Source organism: Microbacterium natoriense (assembly GCF_030816295.1).
GTDB lineage: Bacteria > Actinomycetota > Actinomycetes > Actinomycetales > Microbacteriaceae > Microbacterium > Microbacterium natoriense_A.
Genome location: NZ_JAUSXV010000001.1, coordinates 1,022,870 through 1,039,944, shown reverse-complemented (window position 1 = coordinate 1,039,944; position 17,075 = coordinate 1,022,870). Strand labels below are relative to the sequence as shown.

Here is a 17,075-nt window from a genome sequence, read left to right as displayed (position 1 = left end):
GGCTCAGCCGCGCTCTGCGATATCGCTGAGCTGCTGCGAGAACTGCTCGAGCAGCATCCTGGTCCGCCGGCTCGGCCCCTTGGCCGTGTGCCGGCCGCGCACGGCGATCGAGGCGATGACCGCGCCGCCATGCCGGATGGGAAGAGCGAACTCGTCCACGCCCTGGTCGTACTCCTCCCGTGCGGAGATCAATCCGGCCGCACGGTCGCGCTCCTGCATCCGCTCGACCTCGTCCGCAGAACGTGGCGCAGTCGGTCCGCCCACCCCGACGAACTGCACGTCGCGGAGCAGGGTCTCGATGTCGGCGCGGCCGTGATCCCACAGCAGCGCCCGCCCTGCTCCGGTGCACCAGATCGGCGTCACCAGGCCGTCCCTGAGGGAGCGATCGGGACCCTCCGCGGCGGTCTCGTGCCTCAGGACCACGCCGCGCACTCCCTCGGCGACGGTGATGAACGCGTTCATGCCGAGAGCGGATGCGAGGGAGCGGAGCGCGACACGCGACTCCCGCAGCCAGGACACGTTGAGCGCAGCCGCAGTGCGGAAGAACTCCGCGCCGGCGGTGAAGAGCGCGTCGCCGTCGCGCTCGAGAAGCCGCCGCTCGCTCAGCTCGCGGCTGAGGCGGGAGACCCGGCTCCGCTCGATGCCCGTGTACTCCGCGAGGCGGGAAGCCGTGACACCGGGACGAGCGGAGCGTTCCTGTTCGACGGCGGCGGCCAGGAGGGCGAGCCCCTGGGTCAGCGATGATGATGCCACCGTGCGATCTCCTCCACGCGTCGAGACCGCCAGCCTAACCGCAGGGGCCGGCGTGGCCGCCGCCCCCTGCGCAGGAGCGTCCCGCTCGTCCGTCGATCAGTGCGGAGCAGTCAGACCCCGTCGGATTCGGACTCGTGGTCCACGGCAGTCGCGTGGCCCTTGCGTCCGTGCCGCCACCAGAAGTACAGGTAGCACGCGCCGACGAACGGCAGGCCGAAGTAGAGCGCGGCGACCTGGTTCGGGTCGAAGGCGATCGCGATGACCGAGACCAGCAGAAGTGCGAAGGCGACGATCGGCAGAACCGGGTACAGCGGGGTGCGGTACGCGAGGTCGGCGACGCGCCCGCCCTCTCTGACGAACTTTCGCCGGTGGAAGTACAGCGAGGCGACGATCGACATCCACACCGCCACGACCGCGAAACCCGCGATCGACACGAGCACGAGGTACACGGTTCCCGCGGCGATGACACTGGTGAGCAGCGAGACCATGCCGATCAGGATGCTGACGCTGAGAGCGATGATCGGAACTCCGCGCTTCGTGAGGCGGGTCAGCGCCTTCGGAGCGTGCCCTTCCTCGGCAAGGGAGAACAGCATGCGCGCACAGGAGAAGAGCCCGCTGTTCCCCGCCGAGAGGAGCGCGGTGATGATGACGAAGTTCATGATGTCGGCCGCGAACGGCACCCCGACGTACTGGAAGACGTCGACGAAGGGGCTGCTCGTGACGCCGGCCTGGTCATACGGGAGGATCGCGGCGACCACCGTGATCGCGCCGACGAAGAGCACGACCAGCCGGAGCACCGTCGATCGCAGGGCCTTCGGGATGTTCTTCGCCGGGTCCTTGGTCTCGCCGGCGGCGACTCCGATGAGCTCCGAGCCGCTGAAGGCGTAGAAGACGGCGAGCGAGGTGATGAGGACGCCGCTGAATCCGTTGGGGAAGAGCCCGCCAGGTGTCTCGAAGTTGCTGAAGAGCAGGGCAGGAGGATGCTCGGCTGACAGCGGCGTGAAGCCGAAGACCGCCGCGGCGCCCAGGACGATCAGCGCGACGATCGCGACGACCTTGACGAGGGAGAACCAGAACTCGGCTTCGCCGAAGACTCGCGCCGAGATCGCGTTCAGGATGAAGAGCACGGCGGCGAAGACGAGGCACCAGACCCAGACGGCGACGCCGGGGAACCATCGCTGCATGAGGATACCGGCGGCGGTGAACTCGGATCCGAGCGCCACCACCCAGCACAGCCAGTAGAGCCACGCGGTCGTGAAGCCCGTTGCGGGGCCGATCGAGCGCGCGGCGTAGATGTGGAACGCCCCGGAGACCGGGTAGGCGATAGCGAGCTCACCGAGGCACGCCATGACGAGGTAGACGACGGCCGCGCCGATGAGGTACGCGATGATCGCGCCGAGAGGGCCGGCCTGCGAGATCGTGTACCCGGAGCTGAGGAAGAGGCCGGAGCCGATCACGCCTCCGAGGGCGATCATGATGAGATGCCGCGCGTCCATCGTGCGCTGGAGACGCCTCAGCGGCACCTGGGTAGCCGTGGTGTGCGGCAGGGCATTGGGGAGGGTCTTCTCCCCCGGGAGTGGCGTCATCGGGAAACTCGCAATCGGGTGCTATGTGCATCATATTCACATCCTTGTGTTTATGATGCATCTTTTTGTGGGTTGCCGGGACACTACCCCGGCGACGCGGCATCCCACAAGAACCCGATCCGCATCCGTGCCCGCTCTCGGCCAGAGCGGGCGATCCGTCATCGCGGCGGACAATGCGCCCATGTCCGCGGCCGTTCCGGAAGGGGCGCACGGACATCACCCGAGCCGACGATGGAGATCTGCCCCGCACGGCGTCGCCGCGCGGCATCCCCATCAAGAACTGGAGAACCCCGTGAGCCACCACGACATCGCTCTCATCGGCTTCGGAGGCGTCAACCGGGCGCTCGCCGAGATCATCCACTCCCGCGGCGAGCGCCTCGCCGCGGACATCGGCTGCACCTTGCGCGTCGTGGCGATCACCGACCTGCGCTTCGGGTCGCTCATGCAGAGCGGAGGCATCGACCTGGCCGCCGTGCTCTCGATGACGGGTGACCAGAGCTTCGCCGGGATGCCCGGCGGCGATTCCGAGCCGAAGAACGAACACGTCATCCGCCATACGACAGCGGACATCGTGGTCGAGGCGACCTTCACGAACCCGATCGACGGGGAACCGGCCGTCTCGCACGTGCGCGCCGCCCTCGAATCGGGCAAGAGCGTGACCACGACCAACAAGGGCCCCGTGGCTCTGGCCGGCCGCGAGCTGTCGGCGTTGGCCGAGGCGCACCGCGTGCGGTTCGAGTACGAGGGCTCGGTGATGAGCGGCACTCCCGTGCTGCGTCTCGCTGCGGAGACGCTGAAGGGCCTCCAGATCTCGAGCATCCAGGGCATCCTCAACGGCACCAGCAACTTCGTGCTCGGGCGGATGGAGGCGGGGGCCTCTCTCGACGCCGCCGTCGCCGAGGCTCAGGCGCTCGGCTACGCGGAGGCCGATCCGACCGCCGATGTCGAGGGATCGGATGTGCAGCTCAAGGTCGTCATCCTCGCCAACGAGATCCTCGGCGCCGGCATCACCACGGCCGACGTGAGCCGCACGGGCATCAGCGGGATCACCGAGCACGACGTCGCTGCGGCTGCGGCCGACGGCGAGCGCTGGAAGCTGGTCGGCTCGATCGCCCGCGACGAGTCGGGATCGGTGACGGCATCGGTCCAGCCGCTCGCGCTGGGGGCCGAGCATCCTCTGGCCGGAATCTCCGGAGCCACCAACGCCGTCGCCTTCACCACCGATCTGCTGGGCACGGTGACGATCTCCGGCCCGGGTGCCGGGCGCATGGAGACGGCGTACGCCCTGCTCTCCGACATCATCGCGATCGACGCGCACCAGACCGCTCTGGCCGGAGTTGCACGATGAGCCTGCAGACCATGCTTCCGCCCGCTCCCGCGTACTCGCTGCTGACCGTCCGTGATCCCTTCTCGGACGAGATCATCGGGCAGGTGGTGCAGAGCGATGCCGCAGACGTCGCTGAGATCATGGCGCGCGCCCGCCTCGGGGCGTCGCTGTCGCGGGAGCTCACCCGATTCGAACGGCATGCCATCCTCGCCCGTGCCGCGCGACTGCTCGAGGATCGTGCCGACGAGGCCTCGGCGCTCATCGTGCGCGAAGCAGGCAAGACGATCGTCCAGGCGCGCAAGGAGGTCGGCCGGGCGATCACGACCCTGTCGCTCTCGGCCGAGACCGCGCGGTCGTTCCAGGGAGAGGTCATCCCCTTCGACGCGTACGAGGGCTCGGCCGATCGGCGCGGCTGGTACACCCGGGAGCCGCTGGGCGTGATCCTCGCCATCACGCCGTACAACGACGCACTCAACCTCGTCGCGCACAAGCTCGGACCCGCCATCGCCGGCGGCAACTCGGTGATTCTCAAGCCGTCGCAGTTCACCCCGCTGACCGCGCAGCTGCTCGTCGAGGTGCTCACTTCCGCCGGCCTCCCCGACGAGATCGTGACACTCGTGCACGGCGACCGCCACCTGGCGCAGGCGCTGGTCTCGGTGCGCGACATCCGCATGGTGTCGTTCACGGGCGGTTTCGCGACCGGCGAGGCGATCGCACGCGCCGCCGGTCTCAAGAGGCTCGCGATGGAGCTCGGCGGCAACGCCCCCGTGCTCGTGTTCGCAGATGCCGGCATCCCCGCGGCCGTCGAGGCGTGCGTCTCCGGTGCGTTCTGGGCCGCGGGGCAGAACTGCGTGGGCGCCCAGCGCCTCCTCGTCGCGCGCCCCGTGTACGACGAGTTCCGAGATCGCCTTGCGGCGCGGACCTCGTCTCTCACGGCCGGTGACCCGGCAGACCCCTCGGTCGATGTGGGTCCGATGATCTCCCAGGCCGCGGCGGAGCGCGCCGAGGCCGCGGTCGACGATGCCGTCGCAGCCGGCGCCCGCGTCATCGCCGGGCATCGCCGTGAGGGCTCGGTGTACTGGCCGACCGCCGTCGAGAACGTCGACGCGACGAGCGGACTGTGGACCGAGGAGGTCTTCGCCCCCGTCGTGGCGCTCATGCCGTTCGACACCGAGCACGAGGCCGTCGCGCGCGCGAACGACGTGGAGTACGCGCTGCACGCGGCCGTGTTCACCTCGGACGTCACCCGCGCGCTGCGCGTCGCCGAGTCGCTGGAGGCCGGCGGGGTGATGATCAACGACTCCTCCGACTACCGCGTCGACAGCATGCCCTTCGGCGGTGCCAAGTACGGGAGCATGGGCCGAGAAGGCGTGCGGTTCGCCTTCGAGGAGATGACGCAGCCGAAGGTGACCTGCATCGCGCTGTGATGCAGGAGTGGGTGGGCGGATGCTGCGCAGCATCCGCCCACCGCTCACTCGCGGTCGATGACGCGGGTGAGCGAGACCGCCGTGACCGTGTTCGACACCCCGGGCAGCGCGGCGAGCATCTCCCAGATCTCCCCGATGCGGTCCATGGACTCCGCCTCCAGCGACACGAGCAGATCGAAATCCCCCGACATCACATCGCATCGGCGCACTTCAGGGATGCGGGAGATCTCGGCGATCACCCCTCCCCCGCGCATCCTGTCGCTGCGATACACCATGACGATGGCCGACACCCGCGAACGGCCCGCGCGCCCGGAGACGACGGTGTATCCCGCGATCACTCCCTCGCGTTCCATGCGGTCCATGCGCTGCTTGACGGCGTTGCGCGAGAGATGCACGCGGGCGGCGAGCGACACCAGCGGGACTCGCGCGTCTTCGGTGAGCGCCGCGATGATGCGGCGATCGATCTCGTCCAGACGATGCTCGCTCATCTGCACCTCCCGTGCATTATCAGCAATTGCCTGTGCTTATTATGCACTCTAAGATCGGACAGAACCATCCGCGCATCGCGGAGCGAAGGAGCATCCATGCACGCGCGCCCTGACCGCCACGACCCCCGCACCCTCTCGGATCTGAGCCTGGCGGTGCATGCCGGCATCCAGCTCGACTCGACGCTGGCGCTGCGCACCCCGCTGGTCATGGCGAACTCGTATCAGCTCCCCGACGATCCGAGCGACATCAGCTGGTCCGCCACGGCCCCGGGTCTCTACACGCGCAACACCGGGGTGAACCAGGCCGCGCTGGAGCAGAAACTCGCCGCGCTGGACGAGGCCGAAGAAGCCGTCGCCCTCGCCTCGGGCGTCGCCGCGCTGCACGCGGTCTTCTTCACCCACGTGCGCGCCGGCGACCACGTCGTGGTGAGCGATGTCGTCTACGAGGCGACCTGGCGGCTGTGGACCGAACTGCTCCCGCGCCGCTACGGGCTGGAGGCGACCTTCGTCGACGTGAGCGATCTCGATGCGGTGCGGGCCGCGATGCGCCCGGAGACCAGACTCGTATGCATCGAGGCGATCGCGAACCCGACCACGAAGGTCGCCGACGTCGCCGCGATCGCCGAGATCGCCCATGCCGGCGGAGCGCTCCTGATGGTCGACTCGACGTTCACCCCGCCGCCGTTCTTCCGGCCGATCCGCAACGGGGCCGACCTCGTCGTGCATTCGCTGACCAAGTACCTGAACGGTCACGGCGACGCGATGGGCGGATCCGTCGCAGGCCGTCACGAGCTCATCGAGCCGATCAAGGCCGACGCGATGGTCGACGTCGGCGGCATCATCTCGCCCTTCAACGCCTGGCAGATCCAACGCGGAACCGTCACGCTCCCTCTGCGTCTGCGTCAGCACTTCACGTCGGCCGCCCGAATAGCCGAGATGCTGGCCGACGATCCTCGCGTGGAGTACATCGCCTACCCTGGGCTCGACTCGCACCCCGATCACGCCCTCGCCGTGCGGCAGTTCGAAGGTCGCGGCTTCGGAGGCATGATGACGTTCGCAGTGAAGGGGTCGCCCGACGTGCAGAACCGCTTCGTCGCGAACCTCCGCCTGATCACCTCCGGGTTCTCGCTCGGTCACGACGATTCGCTGATCGTGCACACCGGCACCGAGGGCGGGCGGGTCGCCGCCTACCCCGAGCCGTTCCGCACGCACGGGCACCTCCGCCTCTCGGTCGGCCTCGAGGACGCCGACGACCTGCTGCACGATCTCGCAGCCGCACTCGACGCGACGTTCTCGCACTGACTCGCCACGACGCGCGGGAAGCACCCGCGGGCGCCGCGTGTTGCATTCACAAGCAGGGTTTCCGCACGACGACTAGAGACGGCACGCCGACATGACAGAGACGCACCCCTCGCCCGCACTCGAGGTGCCAGCCACGCCCGGCCCGGGAATCGCTCACGACACCTTCACCATCACGCGCACGTTCGACCTGGAGCGCGCCGAGGTGTTCGCTGGGTTCGCCGACGATCGACGCCGCAGGCGATGGGTCAGGATGCCGGGCAGCGGCGCCACCTACGATCACGACTTCCGGGTCGGCGGCGGAGAGGATGCACGAAGCACCTTCTCTCTGCCAGGCGTGCCGGCCGAGACGGTGCGGAATCGATCGCGCTATCTGGACATCGTTCCGGGCCGACGGATCGTGTTCGTGTACGAGGCGATCGTCGACGACGTGACCCGATGGGTCTCCCTGGTGACCGTGACGCTCGAGGACGCACCCGAGGGAGGCACGACACTGACGTGGACCGAGCAGGCGACCTTCCTCGTTCGGACGGGCGACGGCAGCGCCGATCTGCCGCATCTGCGCACGGGCACGGCGCTGCGGCTCAACGGTCTTCCCGCAGCCCTCGGAGTCGAGCCGTCCACCGCCTCATGATGGGAAGATAGTTTCGATGTCGGCTTGACATCTGTTCGCTTCTTTGTTCGAATGAAGCATGCGTTGGCAGGGTCAGAAGCTCGGAGACACCGACAGCGCCGCCCTGCCCGGCCTCGAGAACCGTGCCGGCATCCTCCGCACCGTCACGACTCCCGAGTTCGCCGGGATGACCTTCCACGAGGTGCTCGCGAAGTCCGCGTTGAACAAGGTTCCCGGCGCCTCGCGGATGCCCTTCGCATGGACGATCAACCCCTATCGGGGATGCAGCCATGCCTGCGTCTACTGCCTGTCTCCGGACACGCTGATCCTGTGCGCCGACGGGCGCCAGCGGCCGCTTCGCGATCTCGAGATCGGCGATGAGATCATCGGGACCGAGGTCCAGGGCGCCTACAGACGGTACGTGAGGACGACGATCACGGCGAAATGGGACAGCCGGAAACCGGCGTATCGCGTCGGCCTCGCCGACGGCACGCAGCTCGTCGCCAGCGGAGACCACCGTTTCCTCACTGACCGAGGATGGAAGCACGTGACGGATGCGGAGACCGGGCAGCGTCCCCACCTCACTCTGAATAACCGGCTCATGGGATTCGGCATCGGTGTCGACAGCATCTCGGTCGAGAGGACAGCGGTCAAGACCGTCGCCGATCTGCGCGTCGTCGAGATCGTTCCGCTCGAGGGGGAGCACGACCTGCTCGACATCACGACGGGCACCGGGGATTTCATCGCCAACGGAGTGATCAGTCACAACTGCTTTGCTCGAGGAACCCACGAGTACCTAGACCTCGACGGCGGAGCCGACTTCGACTCCCAGATCGTCGTCAAGGTCAACGTCGCCGAGATCCTCGAGAAGGAGCTGCGGCGCGGCAGCTGGCAGCACGAGCTCGTCGCCCTCGGCACGAACACCGATCCGTACCAGCGCGCCGAAGGCCGCTACAAGCTCATGCCGAGCATCATCGAGGCGCTCGCGGCATCCGGCACGCCCATGTCGATCCTCACCAAGGGCACGCTGATCCGGCGCGACATCCCGCAACTGGTGAAGGCGGCGCAGCGCGTGCATGTCGACATTCAGATGTCGATCGCGATGTACGACGACGAGCTGCAGAAGGCGATCGAACCGGGCACGCCGACGACGCAGGCGCGGCTCGACACGGTGCGGGCCCTCACGGATGCCGGGTTCCGGGTGACCGTCTTCCTGATGCCGATCATGCCCCACATGACCGACTCGGTCGACGCGATCGACACGGCGCTGGCCCGCATCAAGGCGGCGGGAGCGGTGCGCGTGATCTACGGCGCCCTGCATCTGCGACCCGGTGTGAAGCCGTGGTTCATGCAGTGGCTCGGCGAGTTCCGCCCTGATCTGCTGTCGTCGTATCGCGGGCTGTATCCGGGGATGTCGGCCGAGGCGCCCAAGCCCTACCGGCAGTGGCTGTCGAAACGCGTGCGACCGCTGATCCGCATGCACCGGCTCGACGGGTACGACGAGATCGAGGTCGAACCGGCGAGCGGCAGGGGGTTCGGACGGATGCCGGTGCGCCCGGCACCTGTGGCAGCATCCGCCCCGGCACAGCCGATGCTCTTCTGAACAGGAGCCGTATCGCTAGGATCAGGCGCATGTATGCCGGATTCATCATCGTTCTGCTGCTCGGAGGAATCGGAGCGGTGTACTTCGGCGCGTCGATACCGGCGGCCGGCATCGGCATCCCGATCGTCGCCCTGGGCGCGGCCGCGTTCTGTGCGGGGCTCGTGCACATCGGCACGCGCCTGTGGGATCAGGAGTCCGCGAAGAAGTAGCCTCCGCGCGCCGTAGGCTTGGGCCCTATGGCTATCGGATCGACTATGTACACGTTCGACGTGCAGCTCGCCGACACCGATCGCGGGGTGTACGAGGACTACGCGCTGCGGGTGGCGCGGCATCCGTCCGAGACCGATGCCTACATGCTCACCCGCGTGCTCGCCTACGGTCTCGAGTACACCGAGGGCATCGCCTTCGGTGGCAGCGTCTCGTCCACCGAAGAGCCGGCCGTGCTCGTGCGAGACCTCACCGGCCTCACCACCGCCTGGATCGAGGTCGGCGCTCCCGACGCCGAGCGACTGCACTACGGCAGCCGGATCGCCGAGCGCACGGTCGTCTACACGCATCGCGATCCCGCCAAGGTCATGGCGCCCTGGGCCGACAAGCGCATCCACCGCGCTTCGGAGATCAGGGTCTACAGCTTCGACCCCGGGTTCATCGATTCGGCTGTGCCGGCGCTTGAGCGCCGCAACACCATGACGATCACCGTCACCGAGCAGACGCTGTACCTCTCGCTCAACGGCGTGACGCTGAGCACCGCGGTGCACGAGCACGAACTCGGCTGAGCCCCGCCGCAGCCCCACGGCATCCGTCTGCCCTCTGCCGTCTGCCGTCTGCCGTCTGCCGTCTGAGCAGCTCTCGCTTCGAAGGAGATCTCTCGCTGCGAAGGATCAGTCCGGCGGATCCTTTCCTTCGAAGCGAGAGATCTCCTCCACAACGTGCGCCCCGGCACCTGCAGATCCCACGACGAAGGCCCCGCCCCGCGGATGCGGTGACGGGGCCTTCGTGAGCACAGCTCAGGAGGTGAGGTCGGCTGCGGTCGGAACGCGACCGGCGATCTCCTCGATCAGGTCGTCGTCGAGACGGGCGTTCTCGAACGGCGCGTCGATCTCGGCGCGCTGCAGCAGCTCGGTCATCCGACGCTGGCGCTGACGAGTGATCAGCGTGACGACGCGGCCCGAGCGACCGGCGCGGCCCGTACGGCCCGAGCGGTGCAGGTACGTCTTGTACTCGTCGGGCGCATCGGCCTGGACGACCAGGTCGATGTCGTCGACGTGGATGCCGCGGGCGGCGACATCCGTCGCGACGAGCACGTTCACGCGGCCCGACGTCAGACGCTCGAGGTTGCGCGTGCGCTTGGCCTGGTTGAGGTCGCCATGCAGAGACACGGCAGGGATGCCGGCGTCGTCGAACTGCTCGGCGAGCATGTCGGCGTAGGCACGGGTGCGGGCGAAGACGAGGGTCTTGCCCTGACGGTCGACGAGCGAGGTGAGGATGTCGGCCTTGTCGCGGTGCTCGATCACGAGCACGCGGTGCTCGATCGTGCTGGACTCCTGGTCCTCACCGGCGACCTCGTAGACGGCCGGGTCGACGAGGAACTCATCGACGAGAGCCGCGACCTCGCGGTCGAGCGTGGCCGAGAAGAGGAGCTTCTGGCTGCCGTCGGCGGTGTGACGCAGAATCCGCTGCACGGGCTCGACGAAGCCGAGCTCGCACATGTGGTCGGCCTCGTCGAGCACCGCGATGCGGCAGTCGGAGAGGTCGAGCTTGCCCTGGTTGATGAGGTCCTCGACGCGGCCGGGAGTGCCGATGACGATGTCGACGCCCTTCTTGAGTGCGCCCACCTGACGACCCTGCGGCACGCCGCCGTAGATCTGGGTGGTGAACAGGCCCACGCTGCGCGCGATCGGCTGGATCGTGCGGTCGATCTGCAGCGCGAGCTCGCGCGTCGGAGCGAGGATGATCGCGCGCGGCGAGCGGCCGAACTCACGACGCTTGCCGGCCTGCGACTTCAGCACGTTCTCGACGAGCGGAGCGCCGAAGGCGATCGTCTTGCCCGAGCCGGTGCGGCCACGGGCGAGGACGTCGCGACCTGCGAGCACTGCGGGAATGCTGGCCGCCTGGATCGCGAACGGCGACGCGGCGCCCAGGTTCGCGAGGGTCTCGACGATGTTGGAGCCGAGGCCCAGATCGCCGAAGCTCACACCGTCGACCTCGACGGCCGCCACGGACTTGGCCTCGAGGCGCTCGTGCACGACATCGTCGGTCGGCTCGAACGCGGCCTTGGGCTTCGCGCTCCAGTCGTTGCGGCTCGGACGCGTGTCACGGGCCGTGCGGTCGTCGCGACGGGGGCGATCGGTGCGGTACGCGCCGCCGGTCGACGGACGCGAACGCTCGTCGCGGCCGCCCTCGATCGAGCGCTGTGCGCGATCGCGGTCGAAGGCGCGACGCGCACGGTCGGCGTCGTAGGAACGCTCAGGGCGCTCGGCTGCGCCGCGGTCGTTGCGCTGCGGGCGCTCGCTGCGGTCATCGCGACGCGGACGCTCGTCACGGTCGAAACGCGGGCGGTCGGCGCCGCGGTCGTTGAACCGGGGGCGCTCGGTGCGGTCGCCTGCGCGATTGGCACGATCGCCGAAACCACGGTCGTCGCGCTGCGGGCGGTCGTCGCGCTGCGGGCGCTGACCGCCCCGGTCGTCGCGATACGTGCCGGGACCGGTGGGCCGCTGGCCGTCGCGCTCGAAGCGAGGACGCTCTGCGCCGCGGTACGGGGCTCCCGAGCCTGTCGACGGGCGCGAGCGCTCGTCGAAGCGACGCCCCGTGGTCGGGCGGTCGTTGAACCGGGGGCGCTCGGAGCGCTCGTCGAAACGAGGACGCTCGTCGCGGTGGTGCGGCGCCTCGCGGCGACCGGATTCGGCGCGGTTGCGGATGCTGCGGGCCTCGTCACGGCCGGCGCGCTCCTGCGCGTTCCAGCGCTGCTTGGGGGCACCGGACTCAGCCTCAGCCGGACGGTAACCGCGGTGACCGGCGCTGCGGCTGCCCGGGCGACGGTCGTAGCCGCCGGCGGCGGGTGCGCTGCGGCGTTCGCCGGCATCCGCGCGGAAGGCGCCGCGCTCGGGACGGGCGCCATCGCGGGCGCCGTCGCGGGCACCGGCGTGGCGGTCGTGGAAGGAGGTCTTCTTGGCGCCGTAGCGCGGCTCGAAGTTGGCGGCGGGACGGCCGCCGCGCGGCTTCTTGTTCTTGGGCATGGGTGTGTCCTTCTGAGTTCTCGCACGAGAACAGCGCTGCGCGCACGCGCGAGCACCCTGCGACTGAGCGCGGGTCCGGACTGTCTGCGGCCGGGGCCATTCATGTGATGGTTGATTTACGTCGATCGACGCTCACCATCGGCCCCTGGACTCACACTTCTTGCACAAAAACGTCCGCGACATGCGCGGGTGTCCGAAGCCGACCGCACGAGTCTACAGCCTTCGGCTGGGAGAGAGCCGGGCTGCGGCGTGCACGACCCGGGAGCACGTCTCCTCGCAGCCGCCGGATCGATCGTGAATCCTGCATCCGCTCGCGGATCGCGAGCAGTTGCGAACACGGCCAGCGCCGTACGATTGCGGGGTGAGCACCGAAACCCCCACCGGCACCCAGGTTCATCTCCGACGCGGCGAGGTCACCGCTCAGATCGCGCAGGTGGGCGCGTCGCTCCGCTCGCTGCGCATCGGAGACGTCGACCTGATCGCGCCCTACCCGCTCGAGGCGCCGACGCCCTCGTGCTCTGGCGTGGTGCTCGTCCCCTGGCCGAACCGGGTTCGCGACGGCCTCTGGAACGATGAGGGCTCGCAGCGCCAGCTGGCCATCAGCGAGCCGAAGTTCGGCAACGCCAGCCACGGACTCCTCCGCTTCGCCGCCTACGAGATCGAGCAGACGGATGCCGCCGCCACCCTGCGCGCGGCGGTCGTCCCGCAGACCGGCTATCCGTATCTGATCGACACGGCCGTCACCTACACGCTCACGGCGTGGGGCGTCGAGGTCAGGCACACGCTCACGAACCGTTCCGCGGAGGCGGCTCCGGTCGCGCTGGGCACGCACCCCTTCGTCACGATCGGCGACGTCGACCCGCACGAGCTGGTGCTCCGGGTCCCGGCCCGGACGGCGATCGAGACGGACGAGCGGATGCTGCCCACCGGAACCCGCGCGGCGGACCCGGCGCTGCGCGACGGCGTGCGCGTGGGCGACGTCACCCTCGACACCGGCTTCACCGACCTGGACCGCGACGACGACGGCCTGGTGCGGCACTCGCTCACGGCCCCGGACGGCCGACGGGTCACGCTCTGGCAGGACGAGAGCTTCGATTACGTCCAGGTGTACACCGCGACCAACTACCCCGGCCGTGAGCTCGCTGTCGCGATCGAGCCGATGACGGCACCCGCCGATGCGCTGAACAGCGGTCTCGGCATCCGCCGCCTCGCTCCCGGCGAGACCTGGAGCCTCCGCTGGGGCGTCGAGCTCGGCTGAACCGACGGCTGCCCGGGTGCGCGTTACGGTCGCCTCGGGCTGCGGAAGGCGACCGCAACGCACACCTCCACCGGCATCCGCGCGAAAGGCGCGAAAGCCGCCAGCCCCGGGTGAACCGAGCCCGCGAGCCGAGGTGCGCGCTACCGCCGCCTTCTCGCCAAAAGGCGACCGCAACGCACACCTCCACCGGCATCCGACTCAGGTCGCGATCGGTGTCGTCAACTCACGAGATGAGCGGCACAGTTGGCGACCCGAACGAGGATGCCGGAACGCCGGCTACTCGGCCGTCGGGTGCTCGCGCAGCTGCCGCCGGGTGAGCTGCGGAGCGTGCGGGAGTCCGGAAGCGGATGCCGACGACGGCCCCTCGACACCGGACGACGCCTCGGCTGCATCCGAGTCATCCGCCGCATCCGAACCGGCATCCGAACCCGCCCCGGCCTTGCGGGCCTTCCGGCGTTCCCTGGCGCCCTCGACGAGGTTGTACAGCGTCGGCAGCACGATGAGCGTCAGCACGGTCGATGACACGAGTCCGCCGATCACGACGATCGCGAGCGGCTGCGAGATGAACCCGCCGTGGCCGGTGATGCCGAGCGCCATCGGGGTCAGCGCGAAGATCGTCGCGAGCGCCGTCATGAGAATCGGGCGCAGACGCTTCTCACCGCCCGCGAGCACCGCCTCCGCCGTGGGCAGCCCCTTCTCGCGGTACTGGTTCACGAGGTCGACGAGCACGATCGCGTTCGTCACCACGATGCCGATGAGCATCAGCACGCCGATCAGCGAGGCGACGCCGAGCGGCACGCCGGTGACGATCTGCAGCAGGATCGCTCCGGTCGCCGCGAACGGCACCGAGACGAGCAGCAGCAGCGGCTGGCGCAGCGACTTGAACGTCGCCACCATCACCACGTACACGATGAGGATGGCCGCGAGCATCGCGAGTCCGAGCTGCGAGAACGAGTCGGCCTGCTGCGTCGCGACACCGCCGACCTCTGCCGAGGCGCCGTCCGGCAGGTCCACCGCGGCGAGCGCGGCGGAGACGGAGGCGGTCGCGACGGCGAGGTTGTCGGATGCCGGGGGCACCGTCACGGTAGCCGTGCGCTTGCCCTTCTCGGTCGTGATCGAGGTGGGGCCGTTGCGCTCCTCGACGGTCGCGATGTCCTGCAGCTGAACGATGCCGGCCATCGTCGGGATCGCGAGCTCCTTCAGGGCCTGCGCCGTCGTGGGCGGCTCGGGGGCTGCGATGTACACAGTCAGCGCGGTGTCGTCGATCTCGACGGACCCGGCCTGCTGCGGACGCATGGTGTTCGACACGATCGAGCCCACGGCGACCTCGGAGAGCCCGCGCTCGGCCGCTGCCTGACGGTCGACGACCACGGCGAGGTACGGCAGCGCGGCGGCGAGGTTGTCGGTCACCTGGCCGACACCGTCGCGCCCCTTGATCTCGTCGACGACCGCAGAGGTCGCCTTCTCGAGGTCCTCGGAGTTCGACGCAGTGACGGAGACCTCGATGTCGCTGGACCCGAGGCCGGCGGATGCTCCTACGGCGACGTCTCCGACGTCCTTCAGCCCGTCGATGGCCTCCTGCACGTCGGCGCGCAGCTTCTCCTGATCGGCGTCGCTGTCGGTGAGCACCGAGAACGTCACTCCGGCACCGCCGGAGAACGCGTCGCGCAGCGCCGATCCGCTGGAGCCGATCGAGGCCTGCACGTGGGTGATGCCGTCGATGCCGAGGAGAGCCTTCTCGACCTTCATCGCGGCATCCGACTTGGATTCGAGGCTCGCGGTCGGACCGAGATCCTGCGTGACCGTCATCGTGTTCTGGCCGGAGTCGCTGAGGAAGTTCACCTTCATCAGCGGGGCTGCGGCGAGCGTCGCGCCGAGCACGACGACCGCGAGGATCACCGTGATGCCGGAGTGCTTGAGCGTCCAGCCGAGGATCGGCCGGTACGCGCGCTGCAGTCGCGTCGGCGGAGCGTCCGGGTGCTCCGGGTCGATCTGCACGCCGTGGTCGTCGAGCAGAGGCTTGCCGGGGCGCAGGAACCAGTAGGCCAGCACGGGGACGATCGTGAGCGCGACGAGCAGAGAGGCGACCATCGCGATCGTCACGGTCATCGCGAAGGGTCGGAACAGCTCGCCGACCATGTCGCCGACGAACACGATCGGCAGGAAGACCGCGACGGTCGTGATGGTGGATGCCGTGACGGCCGCCGCGACCTCGCGCACGGCGAGACGGATGGCGTCGCCCTTGTCGGCGTCGCCGACGTAGTGGCGCTTGATGTTCTCGATCACGACGATCGAGTCGTCGACCACGCGTCCGATCGCGATGGTCAGGGCGCCGAGGGTGAGGATGTTGAGCGAGTATCCGAACGCCTGCAGCCCGATGAAAGTGATCAGCACGCTGGTGGGGATCGAGATGGCCGTCACGAGCGTGGAGCGGATCGAGAGCAGGAACACGAGGATGACGATCACCGCGAACACGAGCCCGAGAAGGCCCTCGGTCGCGAGCGTGTCGATCGACTGGACGATGAAGGGCGCCTGGTCGAACACGATCGTGAACTTCGCGTCGGGGAACGCCTCCTTGATGTCGTCGAGAGCGGCGATCACCCCGTGCGACACCTCGACGGTGTTCGCGGCAGGCAGTTTGGTGATCGAGATCGACAGAGCGTCCTTGCCGTCCACGCGGGAGATCGACGTCACAGGATCGGTCTCCTGCACCACGGTCGCGACGTCGCCGATCGTCGCGTCCGTCCCCACGAGCGGGAGCGCGGCGATCTCGTCGACAGAGGTGATCTTCGCGCCGGTCTGCACCGTCAGGGTCTGACCGTTCTCGGTGATGTCACCGCCAGGGAACAGCGTGCCGTTCTGCTGCAGGGCCGAGCTGATGGCCTGGGTGCTCTCGCCTGCGGCTGCGAGCTTGGCGACGTCCGGAGTGATCGTGATGCGCTGACCGACACCGCCGACGATCTGCGCGGCGTTGACGCCCTTGACGTCTTCGAGCTTCGGGATCGCGACGCTCTGGAGCTCGGCCTGGGCGTTGTCGGCATCGGCGAAGCCGGAGACCGCGACCTGGATCACCGGGAAATCGTCGATCGACACCGACAGGACCTGCGGGGTCACATCATCCGGCAGAGTGGAGGAGATGCGGTTGATCGCCTGCTGGATCTTCTGCTCGGCGGTGGCGAGGTTCGTGCCGTAGGTGAACGTCGCCTGCACGATCGATGCGTTCGTCGTGCTGGTCGCCGTCGTTCCTTCGAGCCCCGGAACGCCCTGGATGGCCGACTCGATCGGCGTGGAGACGTCGTTCTCGACGACCTCCGGCGACGCCCCGGGGTAGGTCGTCATGACCATGAGGTTGGGCAGCTCGAGCGACGGGATGAGCTCCTGCTTGAGGTTCGTCAGCGCGAGGCCGCCGAACACCGCGGCGACGATCGTGATCAGCGCGATGAGCGCGCGGTTCTTCAGGCTCAGGACGGCGAGTTTCGACAAGG

The 17,075-nt window shown here is 68.8% G+C and carries 13 protein-coding genes; 8 read left to right on the top strand and 5 right to left on the bottom strand.

Annotation, left to right across the window (positions count from 1 at the left end; genetic code table 11):
* Window positions 1–3 precede the first annotated feature (3 nt).
* On the bottom strand, window positions 4–753 hold the full coding sequence (locus tag QFZ53_RS04925) for an IclR family transcriptional regulator domain-containing protein (protein WP_307294167.1): 750 nt from the start codon (window positions 751–753) through the stop codon (window positions 4–6).
* 110 nt (window positions 754–863) lie between these two features.
* Entirely contained in the window at window positions 864–2,339 is a 1,476-nt protein-coding gene (locus tag QFZ53_RS04920; protein WP_307294164.1) for an amino acid permease, read from the bottom strand.
* Window positions 2,340–2,631: 292 nt separating this feature from the next.
* Here QFZ53_RS04920 and QFZ53_RS04915 point away from each other — a divergent pair, with 292 nt between their 5' ends.
* Window positions 2,632–3,687: a homoserine dehydrogenase gene (locus QFZ53_RS04915; RefSeq protein WP_307294161.1), complete on the top strand. Its 1,056-nt coding sequence runs from the start codon at window positions 2,632–2,634 to the stop codon at window positions 3,685–3,687.
* Window positions 3,684–5,093 carry an aldehyde dehydrogenase family protein gene (locus QFZ53_RS04910; protein ID WP_307294158.1) on the top strand — a complete coding sequence of 470 codons (1,410 nt, stop codon included), beginning with the start codon at window positions 3,684–3,686 and terminating at the stop codon, window positions 5,091–5,093. The genes QFZ53_RS04915 and QFZ53_RS04910 overlap by 4 nt, the downstream gene beginning before the upstream one ends.
* Window positions 5,094–5,137: 44 nt before the next feature.
* On the opposite strand, the gene QFZ53_RS04905 is transcribed toward QFZ53_RS04910, so the two are convergent.
* On the bottom strand, window positions 5,138–5,581 hold the full coding sequence (locus tag QFZ53_RS04905; protein ID WP_307294155.1) for an Lrp/AsnC family transcriptional regulator: 444 nt from the start codon (window positions 5,579–5,581) through the stop codon (window positions 5,138–5,140).
* Between the two features lie 96 nt (window positions 5,582–5,677).
* Between QFZ53_RS04905 and QFZ53_RS04900 the strand changes: the two genes are divergently transcribed.
* The 5 genes from QFZ53_RS04900 to QFZ53_RS04880 all read left to right on the top strand — a co-directional run bounded on the left by QFZ53_RS04900 (window position 5,678) and on the right by QFZ53_RS04880 (window position 9,872).
* Window positions 5,678–6,883, top strand: a complete 1,206-nt coding sequence (locus QFZ53_RS04900) for a trans-sulfuration enzyme family protein (protein WP_307294152.1) — start codon at window positions 5,678–5,680, stop codon at window positions 6,881–6,883.
* 91 nt (window positions 6,884–6,974) lie between these two features.
* The gene (locus QFZ53_RS04895; protein WP_307294150.1) at window positions 6,975–7,514 is read left to right on the top strand and encodes an SRPBCC domain-containing protein; all 540 of its coding nucleotides are present in this window, start codon (window positions 6,975–6,977) and stop codon (window positions 7,512–7,514) included.
* A gap of 58 nt (window positions 7,515–7,572) precedes the next feature.
* The gene (locus QFZ53_RS04890; protein ID WP_307294148.1) at window positions 7,573–9,096 is read left to right on the top strand and encodes an Rv2578c family radical SAM protein; all 1,524 of its coding nucleotides are present in this window, start codon (window positions 7,573–7,575) and stop codon (window positions 9,094–9,096) included.
* Window positions 9,097–9,125: 29 nt separating this feature from the next.
* Window positions 9,126–9,305, top strand: coding sequence for a hypothetical protein (locus QFZ53_RS04885; protein WP_307294146.1), 180 nt, complete (start codon window positions 9,126–9,128; stop codon window positions 9,303–9,305).
* 27 nt (window positions 9,306–9,332) lie between these two features.
* The gene (locus tag QFZ53_RS04880) at window positions 9,333–9,872 is read left to right on the top strand and encodes a YaeQ family protein (protein ID WP_307294141.1); all 540 of its coding nucleotides are present in this window, start codon (window positions 9,333–9,335) and stop codon (window positions 9,870–9,872) included.
* A gap of 231 nt (window positions 9,873–10,103) precedes the next feature.
* Here the strand turns inward: QFZ53_RS04880 and QFZ53_RS04875 are convergent, their stop codons facing one another.
* Window positions 10,104–12,332 carry a DEAD/DEAH box helicase gene (locus tag QFZ53_RS04875; protein WP_307294139.1) on the bottom strand — a complete coding sequence of 743 codons (2,229 nt, stop codon included), beginning with the start codon at window positions 12,330–12,332 and terminating at the stop codon, window positions 10,104–10,106.
* 361 nt (window positions 12,333–12,693) lie between these two features.
* On the opposite strand from QFZ53_RS04875, the gene QFZ53_RS04870 reads away from it, so the two are divergent.
* A complete protein-coding gene (locus QFZ53_RS04870) occupies window positions 12,694–13,590 on the top strand; it encodes an aldose 1-epimerase family protein (RefSeq protein ID WP_307294137.1) in 897 nt (298 codons plus the stop codon).
* 276 nt (window positions 13,591–13,866) lie between these two features.
* Here QFZ53_RS04870 and QFZ53_RS04865 read toward each other — a convergent pair whose 3' ends face one another.
* Window positions 13,867–17,073, bottom strand: a complete 3,207-nt coding sequence (locus tag QFZ53_RS04865) for an efflux RND transporter permease subunit (RefSeq protein ID WP_307294136.1) — start codon at window positions 17,071–17,073, stop codon at window positions 13,867–13,869.
* Between the last annotated feature and the right edge of the window lie 2 nt (window positions 17,074–17,075).